Below are 23802 nucleotides of genomic sequence, written 5' to 3' on the forward strand. Positions count from 1 at the left end.
TCCGCCGCCTATGCTCTCAGTTCGAACGGGGTGTTCGGGGTCACAGATCAAGGGGTGGGACATGGCGGACCGGCCGGTGCGGTGGGGAATCCTGGCGACCGGAGGGATCGCCGCGTCGTTCACGGCCGACCTGGTGGACCTGCCGGACGCCGAGGTCGTGGCGGTGGCCTCGCGGAGCGCCGAGTCGGCGAAGGCGTTCGCGGAGCGGTTCGGGATAGCGCGGGCGTACGGCGAGTGGGGCGCCCTCGCCGAGGACACGGACGTGGACGTGGTGTACGTCGCCACACCTCACTCCGCGCACCGGGCCGCCGCCGGGTTGTGCCTGGAGGCCGGGCGGAACGTGCTGTGCGAGAAGGCGTTCGCGCTGAACGCTCGGGAGGCCGGGGAACTGGTCGCGCTGGCGAGGGAGCGCGGGAGCTTCCTCATGGAGGCCATGTGGATGTACTGCAACCCGCTGGTACGGCGCCTGGCCGACATGGTGCGGGACGGAGTGATCGGTGAGGTCCGTACCGTGCAGGCGGACTTCGGGCTGGCCGGTCCGTTCCCTCCCTCGCACCGGCTGCGCGACCCGGCACAGGGCGGGGGCGCGCTGCTGGACCTCGGCGTCTATCCGGTCTCCTTCGCCCACCTCCTGCTCGGAGAGCCCTCGGACGTGACAGCGCGAGCGGTGCTCTCCGAAGAGGGCGTCGATCTGCAGACAGGTGCACTGCTCTCGTGGGAGAGCGGTGCTCTCGCCTCGGTGCACTGCTCCGTCATCGGCGGCACGGCCACGTCCGCGTCGGTCACCGGCTCCCAGGGCCGTATCGACATCCCGTACGGCTTCTTCTTCCCGGACCACTTCGTGCTGCACCGCGACGGCCGGGACCCGGAGACCTTCCGCGCCGAGCCGTCCGCGGGCCCCCGCAACAGCCTCAAGCACGAGGCCCGGGAGGTCATGCGCGCCCTGCGGGCCGGCGAGACCGAGTCGCCCCTGGTCCCCCTGGAGGGCACCCTCGCCGTGATGCGGACGCTCGACGCGATACGGGACCGCGTCGGCGTCCGCTACCCGGGCGAGGACGACCGGCGGGGCGAGCGGCTGGGCGCCCAGGGGGACCAGCCGGAGGAGAACGAGCCGGTGGCTACGCCGGCTTGAGCCCCGGGTTCCCCGCCTCCGTCACGAAGGACGCGACCGTGGTGATCGCCGCCCCCGGAGTGGTCACCGCGGGCAGGGTCTTGAAGTCGGCCCGTGCGGCGTCCTCGTCCAGGGACACGGTCGTGTAGCCGCGCCGCCCGTTGTAGAACCTCATGTGCGGGTTGGCCGTCATGTACGTGTCCCAGTTGGCGGGCTTGTCCGATCCGTTGCCGCCGCTGGTGATGGACGTGGCGACGAGTTCCGTGCCGACCGTCCGGGAGGAGCGGTCGTCGAAGTCGCGCTTGATGTCGAAGGCGTAGCCGACGTGCACGTCTCCGGTCAGGACCATCAGGTTCTCCACGCCGGCCGCGTCGGCGCCCGCCAGCAGCCGCTCCCGTGAGGCCGGGTAGCCGTCCCAGGAGTCCATCGAGAGCTTGTAGGTGTCACCGGTGGCGTTGCGGCGCTGGGAGAAGGTGACCTGCTGCGGGACGACGTTCCACACGGCGCGGGAGGTGTGCCAGCCGTCCAGCAGCCAGCGCTCCTGGGTGGCGCCGGTCAGGGTGCGCGAGGGGTCCTCGGACTCGGGTCCCGGGTACTGCCAGCCGTCCCCGTACGCCTGGTCGGAGCGGTACTGGCGGGTGTCGAGGATGTCGAACTGGGCGAGGCGGCCCCACTGCAGGCGGCGGTAGAGCTTCATGTCGGGGCCGTCGGGGCGCTGCGGGCGGCGCAGCGGCTGGTTCTCCCAGTACGCGCGGTACGCGGCGGCGCGGCGCAGCAGGAACTCCTCGGGGGGTACGGAGTTCTCGGGGGTGTCGCCGGCGTAGTTGTTCTCGGTCTCGTGGTCGTCCCAGGTGACGACGAAGGGGTGCGCCGCGTGGGCGGCCCGCAGGTCGGGGTCGGTCTTGTAGAGGGCGTACCGCAGGCGGTAGTCCTCCAGGGTGACCGTCTCGCGGTTGAAGACGTCGGGCAGGGTGCGGTCGGTGTACCTGCGGTTGCCGCCGACGGAGTTCACCGCGTACTCGTACAGGTAGTCGCCGAGGTGGAAGACCACGTCGACGTCGTCGGCCGCCAGGTGCTGGTACGCGGTGAAGTAGCCGTCGTGGTACGCCTGGCAGGACACGGCCGCGAAGGTGAGCGGGGTGGTGAGGCCGAAGCGGCCGGGGGCGGTGCGCGTACGGCCCGTCTCGCTGATCCAGTCGCCCGCGCGGAAACGGTAGTAGTACACGCGTCCGGGATCCAGGAACCCGACCTCGACGTGCACGCTGTGCTGGAACTCGGGGTGGGCGGTGGCGGCGCCGCGTCTGACGATGCGTCGGAACAGTTCGTCGTGGGCCAGTTCCCAGTGCACGGTGACCCGTTCGGCGGGCAGTCCGCCGTCGGCCTCGTACGGCGACGGGGCGAGCCGCGTCCACAGGAGCACGGAGTCGGAGAGCGGGTCGCCGGAGGCCACGCCGAGCGTGAACGGGTTCTCGGTGATCCGTGCCGCGTCGAGTTCGGCGGCGCTCGCCACACCGGCGGTCGGCAGGTTGGTGGCGAAGGCGAGCGCGGCGGCGGCACCGGTGACGGTGAGGAACCGGCGGCGCCCCAGGTGGCGTGCGGCGGCACGGAGCTCGTGGTCGTGCCGCGAGGAGTCGTACGCTGAGGGAGCGTGCGGTGAGGGGGCGTGCGGTGGCTGATGGGCTGCGGGTGTCATCTGGCCCTCCCCTGACGGTGGTTGTACCAGGCATTGGAGTGGCCAGGGTCAACGCGGACCTGTCACGTACACAACACTCAGATGTCGGACTGATGAGTTCCGTATGGCGGCCCCTCGCTTACGCTGAGAGCTCATGAAGATTACGCATACGAAGATCGCGATCGTGACAGGCGCGGGCTCCGGAATCGGTCGTGCCGTCTCGGAGGAACTGCTGCGGACGGGCTGGTCGGTGGCGCTCGCGGGCCGCCGTGAGGAGAAACTGGCCGAGACCGCGGCCGGTCACCCCGAGGCTCTGGTCGTCCGCGCGGACGTCTCACGGCCCGAGGACGTCGCGGCGCTCTTCGCCGCCGTGCGCGACCGGTTCGGCCGGCTCGACCTGCTCTTCAACAACGCGGGGACGTTCGGGCCCGGCGGCGTGCCCGTCGAGGAGCTGGAGTACTCGGCCTGGCGGCACGTGGTGGACACCAACCTCAACGGCGCGTTCCTGTGCGCGCAGGCGGCGTACCGTCAGATGAAGGAACAGGACCCTCAGGGCGGACGGATCATCAACAACGGCTCCATCTCCGCGCACGCGCCCCGCCCGCACTCCGTCGCGTACACGGCGACCAAGCACGCCCTGACCGGCCTCACCAAGTCGCTGTCCCTGGACGGCCGGCCGTACGGCATCGCCGTCGGCCAGATCGACATCGGCAACGCGGCGACCGACATGACCGAGCGCATGCAGCGGGGCGTGCCGCAGGCGAACGGGCAGCTCGCGGCCGAGCCCGTGATGGACGCGGCCGACGTGGCGCGCACGGTACGGCACATGGCGGAGCTGCCGCTGGAGGCGAACGTGCAGTTCGCGACGGTCCTGGCGACGGCGATGCCGTACGTGGGCCGCGGCTGAGCGCGCACAGCCCCCACGCCCCTCACGGGGCGCGGTACGTCGACGGACTGGCGGCCGGGCCGTGGTTCAGCGCCGGTGCCGGCCGCCCGCCCGGGTCGCTTCCCCGCGCCCGCGGTTGCGCAGCGCGTACACCCCGGCGCCCAGCAGGGCGGCCGTGCCCGCGGCCCCCTCCGCCAGCCTCCACGGCGAGGGGCCGCCGGTGGCGCCGGCCGCCGCGGTCCTGCCCGCCTTCGGCGCCGGCGCGTTGCTGTCCCCGCCCGTCGCCCCGCCCTCGCTGATGGGCTCGACCAGCGTGCCGACGGGCTTGGCGCGTCCGGCCGCCCGGAACCCCCAGTCGAGCAGCGCGGCCGTCTCCTCGTACACGCCGTTCCCGGCGAGCCCGGGATTCAGGACGGTGACGAGGAGGGTGCGCCCGTCGCGGGTGGCGGCGCCGGTGAAGGTGTTGCCCGCGTCACTGGTGTAACCGTTCTTGACGCCGATCAGGCCCGCGAACGCGGGCATCCCCCACGCGCCCGTCAGCAGGCGGTCGGTGTTCTGGATCTGGAAGGTCTTCCCGCCGCCCGCCGGGAAGTCGGCCGTCTTCGTGGAGCAGTACGCACGGAAGTCGGCGTTCCGCAGCCCGTGGCGGGCGAACAGCGTCAGGTCGTACGCCGAGGAGAGCTGCCCCGGGTGGTCGAAGCCGTCCGGGCTGACCACGTGGGTGTCCAGGGCCTGGAGGTCCCTGGCCCTGGCCTGCATCTGGGCGACCGTCCTTGCGACACCGCCGTTCATATGGCTCAGCACGTGCACCGCGTCGTTGCCCGAGCGCAGGAACACGCCCTGCCACAGCTGCTCGACGGTGTACGTGATGCCGGGCTGGATGCCGACGAGGCTGGAGCCCGCCGGGATGTCGGCGAGGTCGGCCGCGGTCACCTTGTGCTTCGCGGTCCGCTCGAACCTGGTCAGCACGGTGTCCGCGAAGAGCATCTTCAGCGTGGAGGCGGGCGCCAGCCGCCGGTGCGCACGGTAGGAGGCGAGCACCTCGCCGCTCTTCCCGTCGGCCACCAGCCAGGCACGGGCCGTGACGGCGGGCGGCCTGGAGGCACCGCTCACCTGGACACCGTCACGGGCGAGCCGTTCGCCGCCGACGGCTGTCCCTGCTGATCCGGCTGCTCCGGTGGCGGCCGGGGCGGGCGCGGCCGCCACCGAGGGCAGGGCCGCGCCGAGGCCGAGGCCGAGACCGAGGGCGGCACGGCGGGACACCTGAGCGGTACGCGGGCCGCTGGTACTCGGGGGATGCGTTGAGGATGCGCGCATTTCGGGAACCGTACAAGGCGATCTACGGCCACCGACAAAGGTGCGGTAAAGGGACGGTCATGGCCGGGGCACGGAAGAGGAAAGCCGGGTGCTGCTCGAAGGGTCGTGACGTGAGCAGGACCACACATGTGTGCTGCCGACCGGCGCGCTCAGCGGCCGAGCACCTGCTCCACCTCCACCATCTGCGCGGCGGTGAGCGGCCCTTTCGCGAGGGCGCCCGCGTTCTCCTCGGCCTGGGCGACCGAGCGGAAGCCGGGGATCGGAACGGTGAGGGGGCTGCGGGCCCACAGCCAGGCGAGGGCGCCCTGCGCGAGCGTACGGCCCTCGCTGGTGAGGATGTCCCGCAGCGACTCGACGCGCCGCAGCCAGTCCGCGTCCGCGCCCGTGCCCTCGGTGAACCCGGGCAGCCAGGCGGGCGGCGCGCTGCGGATGTCCCCGGCCTCCAGCGGTGTGCCGGCCGTGTGCTTGCCCGTCAGCAATCCCATGGCGAGCGGGCTGCGGTTGACGCTGGCGAGGTTGAACTCCTCGCAGAGCGCGATGAGTTCGGGAGCGTCCTGCATCAGGTTCATCGTGTGCTGCACGGCCGTGCAGTGCGGGCCCTCGGCGAACACGGCCGCCCGCCCGGGGTCGTCGGTGCTCCAGGCGTACGCGCGGACGAGCCCCTCCCGGACGAACTCCTCGCAGAGGCCGCGTAGTTGGGCGGCACGCTCGGGGTCGCCGTCGCTGATGTGGAACTGGTAGAGGTCGATGTGGTCGGTGCCGAGGCGTTCGAGGGACGCGATCAGCGCCCGGCGCGCATACTCCGGGGAATCGTCCTGTCCTACGCGGGTCCGGGTGCCCTCGTCGAAGAGGTTCCCCCACTTCGTGGCGATGACGACCTCGTCCCGGCGCTTGCCGAGTGCCCTGCCGAGCAGCCGCTCGCTGTGCCCCGTCCCGTAGGCGTCGGCCGTGTCGAAGAAGGTGACGCCCAGGTCGAGGGCGCGCCGGATCGCCCGTACGGACTCCTCGTCGTCGACCTTGCCCCAGCCCAGGGGCTGCCCCTCGGGGGACCACCACTCCCCGCCGATGGCCCAGCAGCCGAAGCCGAGGGCGCTGACCTGGATGCCGCTGCGTCCCAGGGTGCGTGTCGCCTTGTGCTCAATGCTCTCCATGCCTGAGGACGGTAGGAGGTGATGTGCACTCGAAGGCAAGGCCGGTTTCTGGACGACGAGTTCAGGCCTGGCTCGTCTCGAAGCGGGTGATCCTGCCGTCGTCGCCCACGGTGAAGCTCCACCTCGTGCGCATCTCGCCCCAGGTGTCGTTGCTGTAGCGGGCGATGAGGGCGCGGCCGCCCCTGGACTCGTTGTCGACGTCCATGTGGCCGTGGGTGGAGAAGATCTCCCGTTCCGTCCAGTCGTCGAGGTCGCGGTCGGAGCCGTCGTCGGACATGGTCGCGCCCGGGGCGAGGAGCGCCTGGAAGGCGTCACGGTCATGCGCGTTCACGGCGCTGACGAAGGCACGGACCGTGGGGTCCTTGAGCCTGGCTACCTGAATCGTCATGGCCGTCAGCCTCACACCGGGGCCGGGGCCTCGCCACCCGGGAGGTCCGTACGGGAGGCCCGCGGGGGTGACGGCACCCGATCGGCCGCGCGGAGCGGCCGGGTCGGTGTCATCGGTGCGACGGTGGAGCCATGACCAAGGCGACCCACGTACCGAACGTGACCTCTTTCGACCGACGCGATCTGGGACTGCTGCTGCTCCGCCTGGGCACGGGCGGCGTGCTCGTCGCGCACGGCACGCAGAAGCTCTTCGGCTGGTTCGGCGGGGGCGGTCTGGGGGGCACGGGCGCGTTCATGGAGTCCGTCGGGTACACGCCGGGCAGGGCGAGCGCGACGGCAGCGGGGCTGGCCGAGGCGGGCGGCGGCACGCTGCTGGCGCTGGGCCTGGCGACGCCCGCGGCCGGTGCGGCCGCCGCCGGAGGGATGGCGGGCGCCGCCGCGGTGCTGGCGCCCAACGGGTTCTTCAGCCAGGACGGCGGCTACGAGTACCCGGCGACCCTCGGCCTGGTCGCCGCCGGGCTGGCGATCGCGGGACCGGGCCGGCTGTCCCTGGACCACGCCTTCGGGCACGTCCTCGACCGCGACTGGATGGTCCCGACGGCACTGGCCGGAGCGGTGGCGGTGGCGGCGCTGGTCGTGGGGGCGCGGAACAGGCGGGTACGCAAGGCGAAGGACAGCGAGGGTGAGAGCGAGCAGGAGCCGTTGTTCGAGGAGTAAGGAGCGAGCGGCTCGGCCGGGGACCGGGGGCGTCTGTCGTCCGGGGCGCGGCCATGGCAGTCTGCGCCCATGAACGATCGCGTCGAACCCGGCACCGGCGACCCGGACCTCTGGGAGTCCATCGCCCTCCTCCAGACCTGGCTGGACGAGAACCGCCGTCACGACGGCCAAGAGGGCCTGCTGCTACGGATACTGAAGCTCTCGGAGGAGGTCGGCGAGGTCGCGCAGGCGGTCATCGGCGCGACCGGCCAGAACCCTCGCAAGGGCACGACCCACACCTGGGACGACGTACAGGCGGAACTCTGCGACGTGATCATCACGGCTCTGGTGGCCCTGCGCACGCTCACTCCCGAGGCCCGAGAGGTGTTCACGGCCCGCTTGGCGGCCGTCAGGGAACGGTCGCTGGCCTCTCCCCAAGGACGGTGAGCGATGCGCGTCCGAGCGGTTCTGATCGACATCGACGGCGTCCTCACGGTCTCGTGGAAGCCGCTGCCGGGTGCGGTGGAGGCGCTGCGACACCTGCGGTCCTCGGGTCTGGACGTCGCCCTGCTCACCAACACGACATCGCGCACCCGCGCGTCCATCGCCGGCACGCTGGCCGGGGCGGGCTTCCCGGTGACGGCGGAGGACATCCTCACGGCACCGGCGGCGACGGCGGCGTACCTGTCCGAGCACTTCCCCGGCGCGAGGTGTTCCCTCCTCAACAGCGGCGACATCCGTGAGGACCTCACGGAGGTGGACCTCGTCGACGCCGACGACACCGCGACCGTGCCGGACGTGGTCGTGGTGGGCGGCGCGGGCCCGGAGTTCGACTACGCCGCGCTGAACCGCGCCTTCGGCCACCTCCAGCGGGGCGCGACGCTCGTGGCCATGCACCGCAACCTCTACTGGCGCACGGACCAGGGCCTGCAACTGGACACGGGCGCCTTCCTGACGGGCCTGGAGAAGGCCGCCCGCACACAGGCGCAGATCACGGGCAAACCCGCACCCGCGTTCTTCGAAACCGCCCTGTCCCACCTCGGCGCCGAGCCCGGCCATACGGTGATGGTCGGCGACGACATCGAGTCGGACGTCCTGGCGGCCCAGCGCACGGGCATCACCGGCGTCCTCGTCAGAACGGGCAAGTACCAGCCGGAGACCCACCGGGCCGCGAGCGCGGAACCGGACCACGTGCTGAACTCGTTCGCGGATCTTCCGGGGCTGCTGGAGTCCGCCACCGGCCGTAGCGGCCCCCACCCACTCACCTGAGGTCGTCCAGGAGGAGGTCCAGCGCCGCCTCCTCGTGCAGGGCGGCGCCCAGGGACTTCATGGCCGGGGCCATTTCCGCGCCCCACGTCGCCTCGACGACTGTGCCGCTGAGCGGAAGCGGTGGTGTGCCCTGGGGTTCCGCGCGTCGCGAGGTACTCGTAGCCGCCCGCCGTCATGCGCCACGGCGGCTGCGCCCCGTAGCGTCCCCGCCGCGGCCCGCCCGCGCGGGGCCCGGCAAGCTCCGAGCCTGCCCCTCAGGGAGCTGGCCGAGGGATCAACTGCGCACACAGCGGGTCCCTCACTCGCAAGACCACCGAACTCGGCGCCGCCGTCCGCGAGTGTCGCTTCGGCTCGGTGGCGCATCGATCGGGTGCCCGACATCGATGATCCCCGCAGGGCGGTCGAAGATGCGGCGGCCCACCTTGCGTTCTATCCCACAAGGCACACCACACGCCCCCTTCTCCGCGCAGAGCGCTTGCGATTATCGAAGTCCCCACATAGCATTACGTTCATAATTCAAAGTTACCGCCAGATCACACACCGCCCCGGCCTGCAATTCCTTCCCACCCCGCCCCCCTGACCCTCACCAGCCACCACTCCGCCCGCAATAACGGCCTGACCACCTGCCCTACGGCAACACCACACACCGGCGGCGTGGTTGGTTCGAGCAGCGAGCCCTTCTCACTTCACCAGGAACTCTCCATGGACCTCTCCACCAGCACCGCCCTTGTCACCGGAGCCAACCGGGGATTCGGCCGCGCGCTCGCCGCCGAACTGCTCAGCCGCGGCGCCACCGTCTACGCCGGCGCACGCAACCCCGACCAGGTCGACCTGCCCGGCGCCAAGCCGATCGCACTCGACATCACCGACCCCGCCTCCGTCGCGGCCGCCGCCAAGGCCACAGGCGATGTGACCGTCCTGATCAACAACGCGGGGTCGAGCACCGGTGCCGACCTGCTCGCAGCCGACCTCGACGACATCCGCCTGGAGATGAACACCCACTACCTCGGCACACTTTCCGTCGTCCGCGCCTTCGCACCCCAGATCGCGGCCAACGGCGGCGGGGCTGTCCTGAACGTCTTGTCCGGCCTGTCCTGGGTCAGCTTGCCGGAATTCGGCGCCTACTGCGCCGCCAAGTCCGCGGAGTGGTCACTCACCAACACCCTGCGCATCCAACTCGCCGACCAGGGCATCCGAGTGGCCGGACTGCACGTCGGCTACATGGACACCGACATGGTCCGGGCCGTCGACGCGGAAAAGTCCGACCCCGCCGACATCGCGCGAATCGCCGTCGACGGCATCGCCGCAGGCGCCTACGAGATCCTCGCCGACAACGCCTCCCGCCAAGCGCAGGCCGCACTGGCCGGAGGCGTCTCCGCGCTCTACCCGCAACTCCCCTGAGAGCCGACCGCCAAAAAACCCGCACCGAACCCGCTCGATGCCGCTGCTCGCTGTCGCACACCCGCGCCGTCGCGCCATCGATGTGAGGGCAGCGACAGCACAGGGCGGCGAGGACCGCTCAACCGTCGTCAGGGCAATCGTCGCGTAACACCGACCCCGGGTCGTGACCGCGTCGACCGTCGGGGCAGGCCTCACGCGTCCGCACGATGCGCCACACCGGTCCAGGGCCACGGGCGGTACGGCTGGTCGTGGCCGTACAGCGAGATCAGCCAGTCGGCTCGTGCCGGAATCCGTTGGCGAGCAGGTAGTTCGGTGGGCCACCGGTTCGTTGGGGCGGCGGCCAGGCCGCTTCGTCCAGTTCCGCGCGCCGCGCGGTGACCCGTTCCAGTAGCTCGGGATCCAGCGTGCACAGATCGTAGAAGCCCGTTGGTGGGGTTTTCCGGAAAAGGGTGTGCCCGAGTGGCTTTGCTCACGAGCCGACAGCACCTGCACACGAGCTTGGACAGCACTCGAAGCTCCGCAGACGTCGAGCAATTCATGGCTTCGGGCAGCACGGGCCCCTGCCAGGAGTCTGGCAGGGGCCCGTGGTGTAGAGAGCCGAGGAGGGCCGGGACCTGTCCCTGGATGAGCAGCATCCGGGCCGACACGGCTACCGTCTGCTGGTGGCCTGACGGCCCGGCGTCACTTCAGGTGTCGGGTGAAGAATTGGGCCGCGGCGTCCCCCGCGAACTTCGGGACGCCGGTGTGCCCGCCCATATTGGCGTGCAGCGTCTTCTCCTTGGAGCCGAAGGCGTCGAACAGGTCCAGGGCCGCCTGCCGGTCGTTCCCTTCGTCGTCCCACTGCAGCAGGACGTGCAGCGGAATGGTGACCTGGCGGGCCTCCTCGAACATGACGCGAGGGACGAAACTCCCCGCGAACAGAACGGCGGCCGAGATGCGTGGCTCGACCACCGCCAGCCGGACCCCGATGGAGATCACTCCCCCCGAGTACCCGACCGGGCCGCCGACCTCGGGCAGCGAAAGGAGAGCGTCCAGGGCGGCCTGCCATTCCGGGACCGCCTTGTCGACCAGGGGGAGGATGAGGGCGTCGATGATCTCGTCGCTGACCGGCTCGTCGGCCTCCATGGCCAGGCGCAGGCCGGCGAGGGCCTGCTCGGCGGCGGGCCAACGGGGCCGGTCGCCGCTTCCGGGGAGCTCGATGGTGGCCGTGGCGAAGCCGTCCGCCGCGGAGTGCCGGGCTCGGGCCAGCAGTCGGGGGTACGTCTTGCGCAGCCCGAGAGGAGGGGGGCTGAGCAGGATCAGCGGCGCCGGTGCGGATGCGGATGCGGATGCGGATGCGGGAGTCCACAGGATGCCGGGGATCTCGCCGAGGGTGAATTCGCGCTCGCGGACAGCGTCGTCGAGACGCTGTTCAGAAGTGAATTGCACGGTCGTGCCTTTCGGGAGTGCCATTGAACGGCGCTCCCGGACGACCTATCGCCCGACCGTGACCCCGGAGGGGAGCACCCATGTCGATACGTTCACGGGTGACCACCTCCTCGCTCTCTTGCACGGCCTCCGGAAACGTAGCGGTGGATGCCGCGGTTCCGCCAACGGGTTTTTGCGGAGGCTCTGTGGCCGAACACCGCGGCGTCGGAGTCAGCCTGTCACTGGTCGGGAAGCGCACGTCCGCCACCGATTCGGGCACCGGAAACCGGCAACCAACCGCTGACGGACGATCTACTGCTCAGACAGCCGCCCATGATCAGCGTGAGCACCCTGAGCACCGGTCACACCAGCCTTTGACCTGCGACTTCAAGGTGGCGGAGGCCCCAGGACGCACAGGAACGTCGGCGTCGTCGCCCTGGCCGAGCGACATCGCCCAGGGGCGCCTTCCGGCAGACACCAAGGCCGCCGCGGCTGCCTACGCATGCGTCGCATCAGCGTGATCTTGCAGGAACCCCGGCCTTTAGCCCAAGGCCATGAGGCCATGGCTACCGGGAGCCGTCAGACCTGCCAGTCCAACCGCGGTTCGGTGATTCCGGTGGAGCGGCCGTGCGCCGGTGCTGCTATGGAGGAGCCGGCGCCGCTGCGGCCCGCTCGACGCCGATCTGCTCACCCATCAGGGCCAGAATCCGCTCGGCCACGGCGAGGTCCGCCCGCTCGGCCCGCACCTCCGCCAACTGCCTGACCAACTGTTCTTCCAGATCATCCAGTTCCGCGCGACGTACCGCGATCCGCTCCTACACCTTCGGATCCACCATGCGCCGGATCGTAAGGACGGGAACGAGGCAGCGGACCGGAACAGAGCAACCGACCTGCCCGACGATCTACATGCTGGGCACTGCCCCGCGACCAGCCCGAGCAGCCTCACAACAGCCAAAACCGCGCCACCAGCTGTACCCGGTGGCGCCCCCCTGCGCCACCCGTGGTGAGCCCGAACCGTTCACTTTCCGTCTCGGGTGATGCGAGACCGGCCGCCTCGGTCAACTGCTCGTCGTCCGCTGGCGGTCTTCCCCGTACCGCACCCCACGTTCCCCGGATCCTTCTCAGATCGCGGGACGTGACCTCTTGCCGTCGATCGACAACCACCATATGGTCGTACGACCGTAAGACATACGAACGTAATTCAAAGCAAGGGAGTCCGTCATGGCGACAACTCGGCCGGTGGCGCTCGTGACAGGTGCCTCATCGGGAATCGGCAAGGAGACGGCCCGCGCCCTCGCCACGGCGGGCTTCGAGGTGATCGGAACCGGCCGCAAGACCTCTGGACTCACCCCGCCCGCCGGTGTGACGTACCTCGATCTCGACGTGGCCAGTGACGACTCGGTCACCGCCGTGGTCACAGAGGTGATCGACCGGTTCGGGCGCATCGACGTCCTGGTCAACAACGCGGGCATCGGCTCGGCGGGCGCCGTCGAGGAGAACTCCGTCACCCAGGCCCAGAACATCCTGAACGTCAACGTCCTCGGTGTCATCCGCATGACGAAGGCCGTCCTGCCGCACATGCGCGCCCAGGGTGGCGGACGCGTCATCAACATCTCGTCCGTCCTCGGGGTCGCCCCTCAGCCCTTCATGGCCCTCTACGTCGCGTCGAAGCACGCCATCGAGGGCTACTCCGAGTCGCTGGACCACGAGGTTCGCGAGCACGGCGTCCGGGTCCTGCTCGTCCAGCCTGCCTACACCAAGACCAGCTTCGACACCAACGCCGCGCAGCCCGACACCCCGCTGCCCTTGTACGCGGAGCGGCGGCGCATCTTCGACGAGGTGATCGCGGAGGCGATGAGGGACGGCGACGACCCCGCCGTCGTCGCCAAAGTGATCGTCACCGCGGCCACGGACAAGAAGCCGAAGCTGCGCTACCCCGCCGGCCCGCTGGCCTCACGCGTCACCACGGCGCGCCGCCTCGTCCCCGCCGGAGTGTTCGACAAGCAGATCCGCAAGAACAACCGCATGCCCGCCTGACATCGGTCCGGCTTCAACGGCGCCGATCACACCCGAATGCCTCCATCGTGCTCGGGCCCCAACGGGCTGGCCATCGACTCGGCCGGACGCACCCTCTACATCGCGGACAGTCTGAAGGGCATCATCTGGTCCGTTCCGGTCTCGGGCGGATCAGCGACCCCGTGGCTGACCGACGTCGCCCTCGCGCCGGTGCCGACCGAAGCCCCGCTGATCGGCGCCAACCGCCTCAGGTTCCACAACGGCGCCCTGCGGGTCAGCAACTTCAACCAGGGAACGCTGCTGCGGGTACCCATCACAAACCGCGGACGGGCGGATCAACCTCGCCGCTCTCCCTGCCGACGCGGCCCACTGACCTGACCAGGACGGCAGCCGGGGCACAAGCCCCGGCTGCGATGGAGGAACGCAGAGTGCGGTACGCCAAAGAACACAAGCAGGAGACAAGGAAGCGGATCATCGCGACGGCCGGCCGCCGACTCAAGCGCAACGGCATCGACGGCTCCGGGGTCGCGACGCTCATGAAGGACGCGGGACTGACCAACGGCGCCTTCTACGCCTACTTCGCGTCCAAGGACGAACTCGTCGCCACCGCGGTCGCCGACCAGATGCGCACACAGCACGAGAACATCGTCGCGCAGGCGGCGCCCGGCCGTGCCGGACTTGAGCAGATGGTGCGCTGGTACTTCTCCACCGAGCAGCGCGACAGCATCGAGAACGGCTGCCCCAACGCCGCCCTGCTCGACGAGATCGGACGCTCCACCGATCGCACCAGGCAGGCGTACACCGACGGCGCGCTGGTCCTCATCGACGGCTTCGCCGTCCGCCTGGCACCCCACGATCCGCCGTCGGCGCGTCTGAAGTCACTGAGCCTCCTCGGGATGCTGGCCGGGACAATGCAGCTCTCCCGCGCCCTGACCAATAGGCAGCTTGCCGACCAACTCCTCGAACAGGGCATCCGCAACGCCCTCGCGCTCCTGGATGCCGAGTAGCACAACTGATCGTTGCTTCAGTCGGTGAGCTGTTGTTCCTGCGGCGTCCGTCCACCGTCCCGATCCGGCAGGCGCGGATCTTGCAACTGCCGCGCGGCCGGGTCAACGAGACCCCCTGATCACCCGTCCGGGTAAGCCTCGACGGCAGCCCCGCCGCCGGCACCCGGCCGAAGCAGCCCGCCGCGCATGGCGAGCCCGCCCCCGGAGGACCCAGAGGACCCAGAGGACCCGGAGCCCCATGCCTCACGGGGCACGGCCTTGAGGTGCCGGTCGACCGGGAGCCGACGACCGAGCCAACGGCCGGGCCGCATGGTCGACCTGCTCATGGAGGCCGTTCGGCGCCCGAACACAGGAGGGACCCCAGCCTGACGATGCGACCAACCGTGACCGTCACGGCGGTGAGCAGCCGTGGGGACACCCCGGACACCAAAGATCCTCGCTTGCACCGGTCCGCCGCTCACCATAGTATTACGTACGTAATACTATGCGTCTGCTCATGGCGGACGCCTCATCGGACTCACAGCCCGGAACGCACGGCCGACCGCACCGACACGGCGACCACCCCACTTCCGGCCGTCCGCCACCCATAACCTGAGGAATCACGCATGCTCAACAGCCTGTGGACCCCGACTGTCGCCGGAAAGCTCTCCCTGCCGCACCGCCTGGCCATGGCCCCCCTGACCCGCAGCCGGGCCACTCCGGAAGGCGTGCCGACCGAGCTGAACGCCGAGTACTACGCCCAGCGCGCCTCGCACGCACTGATCATCACCGAGGGCACGCAGCCCTCCGCCGACGGCCAGGGCTACCCGGTGACGCCGGGCATCTACACCGACGAGCACATCGCCGGCTGGCGCAAGGTCACCGACGCCGTACACCAGGCCGACGGACTCATCGTCATCCAGCTCATGCACGCCGGGCGCATCGCCCACCCCGACAACACCCCCCACCACCGGCAGCCCGTGGCCCCCTCCGCGATCAAGCCGACGGGCACCACGTTCACCGCGTCCGGACTCCAGGAGATGCCGGTACCGCGCGCGCTGTCCACCGAGGAGGTCGCCGCGACGGTCGACGACTTCCGCCGCGCCGCAGCGGCCGCCATCACGGCCGGCGCCGACGGCGTCGAGATCCACGGAGCCAACGGCTACCTCGTCAACCAGTTCCTCTTCCCCAGCACCAACCAGCGCACCGACCGTTACGGCGGCTCCCTCGACAACCGCGTCCGCTTCGCGGTGGAGGTCGCCACGGCCGTGGCCGACGAGATCGGAGCCGACCGCACCGGCATCCGGATCTCCCCCGGCAACCCCTTCCAGCTCAACGACCTCGTGGAGGACGACCCCCACGAGCTCTACCCGCACCTCCTGCGCGCCCTCGCACCCCTCGACCTCGCCTACCTGCACATCGGCCACGGCGGCGACGAGGAACTCCTGGGCACGCTGCGCGAGCTGTGGCCGAACACGCTGCTCCTCAACCGCGCCGGCGCCGACATCGCCACCCGCGCCAAGGACATCGAGAACGGCCTCGCCGACGTCATCACGGTGGGCTCGATGGCACTCGCCAACCCCGACCTGGTCGAGCGCATACGTACCGGCGCACCCCTGAACACCCCCGACCCCGCCACCTTCTACGGCGGCGGCGCGGCCGGCTACACCGACTACCCCACCTACGCCGCCTGACAAGAGCACCCGGCGCCCGAGGGAATCGCCTCCCTCGGGCGCTTCGGCGTACGCACGGCACAGCAAGGCGGAGCGCGAGCAGACCCCAGTACGTCGTCGGGATCCGGCGAAGCACGTCGCGTCGTGGGCGACGCTCCCCCACTGCCTCAAGGGCGTGGGAGGTACCCCCACTCGCCGCACCGGGCATTGCGGCACGGGCTGAGCATCATCGCGCTCCTGGTTCTCCAGGTGCGGACGGTGGCGATCTCTCGGGACCTCAGCAGTACGTTCAGCGGCACGACCACGGCACCGGCCTTGAGGAAGCCGACGGCGTCCCGGGGCGGCGGATGGGCCGTGAAATCACCTGTCGACCGTAATATTACATGCGTCAGACTATAGATTAGGATGGGAATAAGAGGCAATGGCCCGGCGGAGTTGACGGAGGAACCCTGTGGCGCGCTACACCAAGGAGCACAAGCAGGTGACGCGGCAACGGATCATCGAGCGGGCCGGTCACCGGTTCAAGCTGGACGGCATAGACGGCTCCGGCATCTCCACGCTGATGTCGGACGCCGGACTCACCAACGGAGCCTTCTACGCCCACTTCGAGTCCAAGGACGACCTCGTTGCCAACGTTGTCGCCGACCAGCTGCGCAGGCAGGTGGAGAGGTACGGCACGCTGCGGCCCGGCCGTGAGGGACTTGAGGATTTCGTTCGCGGGTATCTGTCGCCCAAGCACCGGGACAACCCCGGCGACGGATGCCCGACCGCCGCCCTGCTCGACGAGATCGGCCGCTGCGGCGACGGAACCAAGGACGCCTACACCGAGGGCGCCAGGGCCATCCTGGAAGAACTCGCAGCCCGCCTGACACCCGAGGATCCGCAGTCCGCCCGTGGTAAGGCCATCGGGCTTTTCACCGTGATCGTGGGAACGTTGCAGCTGTCCCGCGCCCTCTCCGACCGGCAGTTCTCCGACGAGGTCCTTGAGCAGGGAATCGAGAACGCCCTCACCTTCATGCACTGAGGGGGACGGTCGATCCCCGGCCGGGTGACCGCCTGCCGCTGCCACGCCCTGCGTGTGACGTCGTGTCCACATGCGACCGCTGTTCACCGATCCCATATGCGGCGAGCGGGACGACTCACGGCCGCCCCGGCCGCTCAGCGGGTTGCCCGACCCCGCCTCGTACGAGCAGCCAGGAGATGGCTCAAGCCGCCCACCCACCGGGCGTCACGGCTCCGAGCCAACACCCTCGACCCGAGCACCGACCGCACTGCGGGCCTTCGGCCGTTCGAGGAACCCGAGAACCGTCCGCACGCACTGTTCATGGAACTGGAAGATGCCGCCGTGGCCGGCGTCGGGGCGCGACAGCCGCGGCGCCGGCTGCCCCTCCGCCGCCCTGCTCGACGAGAAGGGGCCCCGCACACACACCCGGCCAAGCAGACGTACACCGACGGCGTACTGATGGTCGCCGACGGCATCGCCGCCCGCCCGGCGCCGGATGACCCGCTCTCGGTCCGCACCAAGACACTCAGCGCTTACACCATGATGGCCGAAACACCCCAGCTCTCACGGGCCTCGCCGACCGGCGCGGAAACTGCGGGGCGCACGCCGCTCGCCCTCCGCACCACCCACACACACCGCGCCGACACCTCGCCGTTGACGCGACACCCGCACGGGAGGAGGAGATCCACTCGACACCCAGAGCCCGCACACGGCCACCGGGTGCCCGCGGACACGACCGGACGGGACGCGGCGAAAAGGAGCCAGGCCACAAGTGCGGCACGATGGTTGAGCGGGGTCTGATGATCGCGTGGCGGTGCGGGCCGTCTCCGCCCACGACAATGCCGTCGGCATCACCCGCTGAACCTGGACGCCGCCGCGACCGACCGGCCAGGCCCCTGGACGTCCACCAAGTCCGTGACCGGCTCACTTACCACCACCGGCACCACGAAACGGGCAGCGACCCGCGTATCCCCGCCGGGGCCCACCGGTCTGATCAAGCTCGCCATGCGCACCGCTCCGAAATTATAGTACGGTCGTAATTCAAATTGCCACCGGTCCCCGTGGGCCGGATGAGTCGGGAGAGCAGGCGGACATGAAAGCCTTCGTCGTCGAGCGCTATCACAAGGACGGCCTTCGGGCTACCGAGGTACCGGAACCCCAGCCGGGCGACAGCGACGTCCTGGTCCGGGTCCACGCCGCCGGTGTCAACCCGCTGGACTCGAAGGTCCGGAACGGGGAGTTCAGGCTCATCCTGCCGTACCGTCCGCCGTTCACGCTCGGGCACGACGTCGCAGGCGTCGTCAGCCGCGTCGGACCCGCGGTGCACAGGTTCAAAGCGGGCGACGAGGTCTACGCCCGACCTCGCGACCACCGCATCGGGACCTTCGCGGAGCTCATCACGATCGACCAGGACGACGTCGCGCTCAAACCCGCCTCGCTGTCCATGCCGGAAGCCGCCGCGGTGCCCCTGGTCGCCCTCACCGCATGGCAGGCACTTGTCGAGCGGGCCAACGTGACCGCCGGCCAGAAGGTCCTCATCCACGCCGGCTCCGGCGGCGTGGGCACGATGGCGATCCAGCTCGCCAAGCATCTGGGCGCCACCGTCGCGACGACAACGAGCACCGCGAACGTGGACTGGGTCAAGAGCCTCGGCGCCGACATCGTCATCGACTACAAGCACGCGGACTTCGCCACGGTCCTCACCGACTACGACGTCGTGCTGGACCCCCTGGGCGGCCAGACCCTCGCCAAGTCACTGACGGTGCTGAAGCCCGGCGGCCTGGCGATCGGCATCAGCGGCCCGCCGGATCCCGCCTTCGCCCAGCGGATCGGAGCCTCATGGCTGCTGCGCATGGCCATGACCCTGCTGAGCCACCGCATCCGGCGGCAGGCGAAGCGGCGGGGCGTTCGGTACTCGTTCCTGTTCATGCGGGCCAACGGGGCACAGCTGCGAGAACTGACCACGCTCATCGAGGCCGGACACCTGCACCCGGTCGTGGACCGGGCGTTCCCGTTCGACGCGACGCTCGACGCGCTCGCATACGTCGACCAGGGCCGCGCCAAGGGCAAGGTCGTCGTCACGCTCGACTAGCCTTACCTGCACGTGACGACACGCGACGTCGGCCACCGGTGAAGCCGACCATAACCGGCCTCCAGCCCGTCGCGAGCTGCGAGATGTGGATACGCCCGTCGAGCGCGATCCCGTCGCCCGGACGCGCAGCACCACCGAAGCTCCTGACCATTTCCTCGCCATGATCGCCCCAGGTGAAAGCCCGGGGTCAGTTGTAGACGTTGAATTCTGCGATGGACCACCAGCTACGCGCGACATTGCCGGTATTGACGACCTTGATGTAGCGAGCTGTCTGCGTCGGGAAGGAAACGAGGTGGACTCGTTGGCCGTCCGTTACGGAAGAGACCTTGGTCCAGTCGGTTCCGTCTGCGGATACGTACACGTCTGCGCTTCGCGCATAGTCGTTGATACTGCCGCCGGCATCCAGCACAATCTTGTCGAAGGTTTGCGCCTGTCCCATGTCCACTTGGATCCAGAGCCCATCGTACTGTCCCGTTCCGGAGCTGTACCGACTGCCGGAATCGCCATCCAGCATGTTTCCGGGTGCGTCCGACGGACTTGCATCCGAAGCCTTTACGGTCCAACCTGTCCGCGGCAGCGCAGGACCCAGGTCTATGACGTCGAACGAAGATCGACCCGCATCCACACCGCTGGTTCCCTTCACGGAAACCGTGACCTTCCCCGACCGAAGCCCCTTCGGAACGTAAGCGCTGATGCTCGTGTCCGACCAGCTGTCTATCTCGGCATAGCTTGATCCGAAAGAGACCGTACCCAGCCCTTGCGTGTCACCGAAACCAGAACCGCGAAGGGTGAACTTGGAGCGCGGCATGCCTTGGTCCGGCGTCGCACCGCTGAAGACCGGCGTCGGGAAGCTCGACAGCTTCTTGGTGGTGAACATCGCCGAGGTCCCGCTCGGCAGCGTATAGGTGTACGAGCCGTCGGTGGACATCTTGAAACTCTTGCTGTCGGCGGTCCCGTTGAACACCACGGTGACCTGTGCCCCTTCCTTGCTGGTCCAGGTCTTCAGCTGGAGGCCGTTTGATACCGCTGTCGGAGCTGTGATCGAACCGGTTCCACGCGAAGCCCCGTACACCTCGATATCGCCGATGGCCCACCAGAAACCGGATGCCGCGGTGCTGACGATGCGGATGTACCGCGCCGTCCGGGTGGGCAACGTGACGGCTACCTTCCCTATGGCCCCGCAGCCGCTTGCGATCGCGCTGCCCCAATCGACACCGTCGTTCGACACATATATCTGGTACTTGGTGACGTAGTCGAACGAGTTGTTCACGCCGGTATCGAGGACGATCTTGTTGAAGCTCGTGGGGCTGCCCAGATCGATCTGGAACCAGTCGCCGCTCGTCGTCCCGTGCCCGAGACTCCACCTGGTGTTGATGTCGCCGTCGATCGCGTTCGCGGCCACGCCCCAATCCGGCTGCGACGAAGCCGTGGCAGTCCACTTGCTACGACTCAGCGTCCTTCCCGTCGTCTGGATGGAAGCTCCGATCGGAAGGGAGTACGTGAGCAGCTTGTTTCCGGTACGGAGGGAATTCTGGTAGGGCAGGAGCGCCGGATCGTACGTGACGGTGACCGGACCGGACGGCGACCTGAACGTGAAGTCGTGTGTCGGGTCCGAAACCTTGGTCGCGGCAAGGGTGCGGCCCTTTTGTGTAGGCCCGGAGTACGTGAAGGTGACCGCGTCACCGGCGTTCAGGCTGTAGTCGAACGATTGCGTCCCGTCGGCAACGCTGAAGGTTTTCGCGGCGCTCCCCGAGTTGTACGCGATCAGGACCTTCGACCCGTCCGGGTTCTGGAACGCGACGTTCTCTATGCTTCCTTCCCCGAAGGTGTTCGAGTAGATGCGACGTGCTCCGGGCCTGACGAACTTGCTGGCGTGAGCGAGGGCGTAGTAGTCCACGTTGCAGGACACCCGTCCGTCGGCCGGATCGATCGTGAGCAAGCCCCGGCACATGGGTATACCGCCGGTGTCGCTGTTGAGCGGACCCAGATCGGGGTCGAGTGCGATGTTCCACAGCATCACCCCGTTCGCCCAATTGCGCACGCCCTTGATGATCCAGGTACCAAGTGCCTCACTGAACGCTGTCTGCTTGCTGTCCTGCCAGACACCTCCAGTGGCTTCCGTGATGTAGTTTTCTTTGCCCGGGTAGTCGTTGTGGACCTGAGCCTGGGAGGTCGGGTCGCCGCTGTAGATGTGCCATCCGGTTCCCGCGGTGTACTCAGAGGCAGCGGGGTCGCTGAAAATTGTCTCGGGATACGAGGGCACATCCCAGTTGTGGTCCCAAGCCAGGATCTTGGTGGAGATTCCGTTGGCCTCGAACGCCTTGCCGAGCTCCTGGATCAACTCGGATTCCTGGTAAGCGGACAGGAACATGCCGGGCCAGGAGGGAGTGCCCATAGGTTCGTTTTGCGGCGAAATGTAGGAGATGGGCACACCGGCTTCGCCGTAGGCTTGAATGAACTTTACGAAGTAGTTGGCCAGCGCAGACGTGTACTCACTCTTGAGAGTGCCTCCTATCATGGAGTCGGAGGTCTTCATCCAGCCTGGTGGGCTCCACGGATTGGCCATGACCTTGACGGACGGGTTGAGTGAGAGGGCCTGCCGCAGTGCCGGAATGATGTACGGCTCATCGTGCTGGATGGAGAAGTGGGACAGCGTCGGATCCGTCTGCCCCGCCGGCATGTCGTTGTAGGAGTAATTCCCGGACGCGTTGAAATCCGTGGCGCCCATCGGAGAACGGAGCAGGCTGAGGCCGATGCCCTTCGAGGGGTCAAACAGCTTCTGCATCAGCTTGGTGCGGTCAGCTTCGGACAGCTTGTCGATGAGCCAGGCCGAGGAGTCGGTCATAGCCGCACCGAAACCCTGGACCTCTTGATACTTGACGCTGTCGTCGATCCTGATTGTCAGCGGATTGGCCGTTTTCTCCGTCTTGAACAGCACATCGCTTTGACTGGCAACCCACGTGTTGGCCGATATGTCTGTCAGCCAAACGTGCACGGAGTTGCCAGGTGAGGCTTTCTTCGGCTGCGGGGCGGCGATGGCGTTCCCGGAAACCTGGGTCCAGGCGGCGCCGACACCAACGGCGGTGGCCAGGAACTGACGTCGACCGAGACCGTACGGGCTCATGGAAGATCCTCCTCAGGACCAGCTTGTTCAGTACGTGGAAAGGCGGGCGGGGTGGGAGTGGTCTCTACGGCGACGTCGGCACCGGCTCTGCGGCACCGGTGTTCGGCTCCTTGATCACGAGCGGGTGCAGCTCCCACGCGTCGATCGCATAGCCGAGGCACGTACCAGGTGCGGTCCGGGCCCGCAGTCGCCACGGGCCCTGTCCCGTCGGATAGCAGCGCAACGTGAGGACCTGGCCGGTGGTGGTCAGAAAGACTTCGGCGATGGAGTGGTCGACGACCACGCGCAGGCCGACGGGCCGGTCGGCTGGACAGGGCATCCGGTAGGAACCGCCGCGGGCCCGGGGGTCCAGTGAGGCGTGGTCACGGTCGACGACCAGTTCACCCGCGTCGGCATCGAGGCGGATGTCGAGGTACTCGGAGCCGTCCAGGGTGGTGAGCAGCCGCAGACCGGCGTCTCCGGTCGCCTCCAGACGGGCCGTCAGGTCGAACGCGCGGCCCACGCTGCCGAGGTCCACCGGCTGCGGGCCGTGCGTCTCGCCCTCGGCGTGGATGATGTGCCCGCCGCGCAGGGCGAGCAGTTCGGTGGCGGGCTGCTGGCGCAGCGTGCCGTCGCCGTCGACATGGATCTCGCGGGGCAGGGTGAGGACGCCGGCCCATCCGTCCGCGACGGCCCAGGCTTCGTCGCGGGCTTCCCACGACCAGCCCCACAGCAGCCACCGGTTGCCCGGTGCACGCAGGAGGGCGGGGGCGTAGCAGTCGGGGCCGTGGTCGGCGGGTACCGCTGGGCCGGCCCTGAAGCGGCCGTCGTGCTCTTCACCGATCAGGGCTGCGACGCTCTGCGGGCCGGTCGGCAGGTTCCACGCGCTGAAGATGAGGGCGCCGCGTCCGTCGGCTGCCGGGAGGTACTGGGGGCACTCCCAGCCCTCGCCGGTGAGCAGGTCGGTGCCACTGACCGGCTCCTTCTCGCGGGCCGCGAAGGGCCCTCGGTACGTCCAGTTCTCCAGGTCGGGCGAGTCGTACAGGAGGGCGGCAGCGCGACCGTCCGCGAGGGCGGCGCCGACCAGCATCCACCAGCCCTCGCCGTCCTGCCAGACGTACGGGTCGCGGTACATGGTGCAGCCCTCGGGCAGCTCGGGGATGAGCAGTTCGCCCCGCGGGCGGAAGCTTCTGCCGCCGTCGTGGGAGACGGCGCAGGTGACCGGCTGGTGCTGGAACGAGCGGTCCTCGCGGTGGGCGGAGTAGAAGGCGACGAGACGGTCGCCGTCGGAGACGGCGTTGCCGGAGAAGCAGCCGTCGGTGTCCACGCCATCGGAGGTCGGGGCGAGGGCGATCGGCTGCGGCTCCCAGGTCAGCAGGTCGGGGCTGCGGAAGTGGCCCCAGTGCAGGTTCGCGTGGGTCGCTCCGTACGGGTTGTACTGGTAGTACACGTGGTAGTGGCCGTCGTGGAAGACCAGCCCGTTGGGGTCGTTGATCCAGTTGCGGGGCGGGCGCAGGTGCGCCACGGGGCGGTGCGGATCGCGGGGTGTGGTGGACACACGCGTGCCTTTCGGTATGCCAGATGGGCCCGCCCCGCCGGCCCTGGGTTCTGCGGGGCGGCAGGCCGGCGGAG

The 23802-nt window shown here is 69.2% G+C and carries 20 protein-coding genes and 1 pseudogene; 12 read left to right on the top strand and 9 right to left on the bottom strand.

Annotated elements, in window-relative coordinates; all coding sequences use genetic code 11:
• The first annotated feature begins 61 nt into the window (after positions 1-61).
• Entirely contained in the window at positions 62-1132 is a 1071-nt protein-coding gene (locus IE262_RS07455; RefSeq protein ID WP_134031983.1) for a Gfo/Idh/MocA family protein, read from the top strand.
• Here IE262_RS07455 and IE262_RS07460 read toward each other — a convergent pair.
• Entirely contained in the window at positions 1119-2804 is a 1686-nt protein-coding gene (locus IE262_RS07460) for an alkaline phosphatase D family protein (protein WP_189872171.1), read from the bottom strand. The genes IE262_RS07455 and IE262_RS07460 overlap by 14 nt on opposite strands.
• A 133-nt stretch (positions 2805-2937) precedes the next feature.
• On the opposite strand from IE262_RS07460, the gene IE262_RS07465 reads away from it, so the two are divergent.
• Positions 2938-3690: an SDR family oxidoreductase gene (locus IE262_RS07465; protein ID WP_134031977.1), complete on the top strand. Its 753-nt coding sequence runs from the start codon at positions 2938-2940 to the stop codon at positions 3688-3690.
• 66 nt (positions 3691-3756) lie between these two features.
• Here IE262_RS07465 and IE262_RS07470 read toward each other — a convergent pair whose 3' ends face one another.
• From IE262_RS07470 to IE262_RS07480, 3 genes are all read right to left on the bottom strand, one after another.
• A complete protein-coding gene (locus IE262_RS07470) occupies positions 3757-4986 on the bottom strand; it encodes a D-alanyl-D-alanine carboxypeptidase family protein (protein WP_189872173.1) in 1230 nt (409 codons plus the stop codon).
• Between the two features lie 149 nt (positions 4987-5135).
• On the bottom strand, positions 5136-6137 hold the full coding sequence (locus IE262_RS07475) for an aldo/keto reductase (protein ID WP_189872175.1): 1002 nt from the start codon (positions 6135-6137) through the stop codon (positions 5136-5138).
• A 61-nt stretch (positions 6138-6198) separates the two neighbouring features.
• Positions 6199-6525 (bottom strand): nuclear transport factor 2 family protein, encoded by a 327-nt coding sequence (locus tag IE262_RS07480; protein WP_134031968.1) that lies wholly within the window; start codon positions 6523-6525, stop codon positions 6199-6201.
• Between the two features lie 158 nt (positions 6526-6683).
• Between IE262_RS07480 and IE262_RS07485 the strand changes: the two genes are divergently transcribed.
• From IE262_RS07485 to IE262_RS07495, 3 genes are all read left to right on the top strand, one after another.
• A complete protein-coding gene (locus tag IE262_RS07485; protein ID WP_189872857.1) occupies positions 6684-7241 on the top strand; it encodes a DoxX family protein in 558 nt (185 codons plus the stop codon).
• 69 nt (positions 7242-7310) lie between these two features.
• Positions 7311-7667, top strand: a complete 357-nt coding sequence (locus tag IE262_RS07490; RefSeq protein WP_134031965.1) for a MazG-like family protein — start codon at positions 7311-7313, stop codon at positions 7665-7667.
• 3 nt (positions 7668-7670) lie between these two features.
• Positions 7671-8489, top strand: coding sequence for a TIGR01458 family HAD-type hydrolase (locus tag IE262_RS07495; protein WP_189872176.1), 819 nt, complete (start codon positions 7671-7673; stop codon positions 8487-8489).
• On the opposite strand, the pseudogene IE262_RS39375 reads toward IE262_RS07495, so the two are convergent.
• Positions 8482-8571 (bottom strand): annotated as a pseudogene (locus IE262_RS39375) (hypothetical protein); the annotation flags it as partial. The gene IE262_RS07495 and the pseudogene IE262_RS39375 overlap by 8 nt on opposite strands.
• 620 nt (positions 8572-9191) lie before the next feature.
• On the opposite strand from IE262_RS39375, the gene IE262_RS07505 reads away from it, so the two are divergent.
• Complete coding sequence (locus IE262_RS07505) at positions 9192-9890, top strand: SDR family oxidoreductase (protein WP_189872178.1); 699 nt, start codon at positions 9192-9194, stop codon at positions 9888-9890.
• A 681-nt stretch (positions 9891-10571) separates the two neighbouring features.
• On the opposite strand, the gene IE262_RS07510 is transcribed toward IE262_RS07505, so the two are convergent.
• Positions 10572-11318 carry a dienelactone hydrolase family protein gene (locus IE262_RS07510; RefSeq protein ID WP_189872180.1) on the bottom strand — a complete coding sequence of 249 codons (747 nt, stop codon included), beginning with the start codon at positions 11316-11318 and terminating at the stop codon, positions 10572-10574.
• Between the two features lie 620 nt (positions 11319-11938).
• Positions 11939-12064, bottom strand: coding sequence for a hypothetical protein (locus IE262_RS40165; protein WP_268249562.1), 126 nt, complete (start codon positions 12062-12064; stop codon positions 11939-11941).
• Positions 12065-12518: 454 nt separating this feature from the next.
• On the opposite strand from IE262_RS40165, the gene IE262_RS07520 reads away from it, so the two are divergent.
• The 6 genes from IE262_RS07520 to IE262_RS07545 all read left to right on the top strand — a co-directional run bounded on the left by IE262_RS07520 (position 12519) and on the right by IE262_RS07545 (position 19067).
• Entirely contained in the window at positions 12519-13334 is an 816-nt protein-coding gene (locus tag IE262_RS07520) for an oxidoreductase (protein ID WP_134031953.1), read from the top strand.
• 36 nt (positions 13335-13370) lie between these two features.
• Positions 13371-13691: a hypothetical protein gene (locus IE262_RS07525; RefSeq protein ID WP_189872182.1), complete on the top strand. Its 321-nt coding sequence runs from the start codon at positions 13371-13373 to the stop codon at positions 13689-13691.
• Between the two features lie 50 nt (positions 13692-13741).
• Positions 13742-14320, top strand: coding sequence for a TetR/AcrR family transcriptional regulator (locus IE262_RS07530; protein WP_229877138.1), 579 nt, complete (start codon positions 13742-13744; stop codon positions 14318-14320).
• A gap of 605 nt (positions 14321-14925) precedes the next feature.
• On the top strand, positions 14926-15993 hold the full coding sequence (locus IE262_RS07535) for an alkene reductase (protein ID WP_134031944.1): 1068 nt from the start codon (positions 14926-14928) through the stop codon (positions 15991-15993).
• Between the two features lie 430 nt (positions 15994-16423).
• Complete coding sequence (locus IE262_RS07540; RefSeq protein WP_189872184.1) at positions 16424-16996, top strand: TetR/AcrR family transcriptional regulator; 573 nt, start codon at positions 16424-16426, stop codon at positions 16994-16996.
• A gap of 1072 nt (positions 16997-18068) precedes the next feature.
• Entirely contained in the window at positions 18069-19067 is a 999-nt protein-coding gene (locus IE262_RS07545; RefSeq protein WP_189872186.1) for an NADP-dependent oxidoreductase, read from the top strand.
• 187 nt (positions 19068-19254) lie between these two features.
• On the opposite strand, the gene IE262_RS07550 is transcribed toward IE262_RS07545, so the two are convergent.
• Both IE262_RS07550 and IE262_RS07555 read right to left on the bottom strand, forming a co-directional pair.
• Positions 19255-22191 carry a discoidin domain-containing protein gene (locus tag IE262_RS07550; RefSeq protein ID WP_189872188.1) on the bottom strand — a complete coding sequence of 979 codons (2937 nt, stop codon included), beginning with the start codon at positions 22189-22191 and terminating at the stop codon, positions 19255-19257.
• A gap of 64 nt (positions 22192-22255) precedes the next feature.
• Positions 22256-23728, bottom strand: a complete 1473-nt coding sequence (locus IE262_RS07555; RefSeq protein ID WP_189872190.1) for a glycoside hydrolase family 32 protein — start codon at positions 23726-23728, stop codon at positions 22256-22258.
• Positions 23729-23802: the final 74 nt, after the last annotated feature.

The organism is Streptomyces bluensis (assembly GCF_014650715.1).
GTDB classification, from domain to species: domain Bacteria; phylum Actinomycetota; class Actinomycetes; order Streptomycetales; family Streptomycetaceae; genus Streptomyces; species Streptomyces bluensis.

What these genes read in the sequence shown, in the direction of transcription:
- IE262_RS07455 (WP_134031983.1), top strand. Translation starts at nt 62, where the DNA reads ATGGCGGACCGGCCGGTGCGGTGGGGAATCCTGGCGACCGGAGGGATC.
- IE262_RS07460 (WP_189872171.1), bottom strand. Translation starts at nt 2,804, where the DNA reads ATGACACCCGCAGCCCATCAGCCACCGCACGCCCCCTCACCGCACGCT.
- IE262_RS07465 (WP_134031977.1), top strand. Translation starts at nt 2,938, where the DNA reads ATGAAGATTACGCATACGAAGATCGCGATCGTGACAGGCGCGGGCTCC.
- IE262_RS07470 (WP_189872173.1), bottom strand. Translation starts at nt 4,986, where the DNA reads ATGCGCGCATCCTCAACGCATCCCCCGAGTACCAGCGGCCCGCGTACC.
- IE262_RS07475 (WP_189872175.1), bottom strand. Translation starts at nt 6,137, where the DNA reads ATGGAGAGCATTGAGCACAAGGCGACACGCACCCTGGGACGCAGCGGC.
- IE262_RS07480 (WP_134031968.1), bottom strand. Translation starts at nt 6,525, where the DNA reads ATGACGATTCAGGTAGCCAGGCTCAAGGACCCCACGGTCCGTGCCTTC.
- IE262_RS07490 (WP_134031965.1), top strand. Translation starts at nt 7,311, where the DNA reads ATGAACGATCGCGTCGAACCCGGCACCGGCGACCCGGACCTCTGGGAG.
- IE262_RS07495 (WP_189872176.1), top strand. Translation starts at nt 7,671, where the DNA reads ATGCGCGTCCGAGCGGTTCTGATCGACATCGACGGCGTCCTCACGGTC.
- IE262_RS07505 (WP_189872178.1), top strand. Translation starts at nt 9,192, where the DNA reads ATGGACCTCTCCACCAGCACCGCCCTTGTCACCGGAGCCAACCGGGGA.
- IE262_RS07520 (WP_134031953.1), top strand. Translation starts at nt 12,519, where the DNA reads ATGGCGACAACTCGGCCGGTGGCGCTCGTGACAGGTGCCTCATCGGGA.
- IE262_RS07525 (WP_189872182.1), top strand. Translation starts at nt 13,371, where the DNA reads ATGCCTCCATCGTGCTCGGGCCCCAACGGGCTGGCCATCGACTCGGCC.
- IE262_RS07535 (WP_134031944.1), top strand. Translation starts at nt 14,926, where the DNA reads ATGCTCAACAGCCTGTGGACCCCGACTGTCGCCGGAAAGCTCTCCCTG.
- IE262_RS07545 (WP_189872186.1), top strand. Translation starts at nt 18,069, where the DNA reads ATGAAAGCCTTCGTCGTCGAGCGCTATCACAAGGACGGCCTTCGGGCT.
- IE262_RS07550 (WP_189872188.1), bottom strand. Translation starts at nt 22,191, where the DNA reads ATGAGCCCGTACGGTCTCGGTCGACGTCAGTTCCTGGCCACCGCCGTT.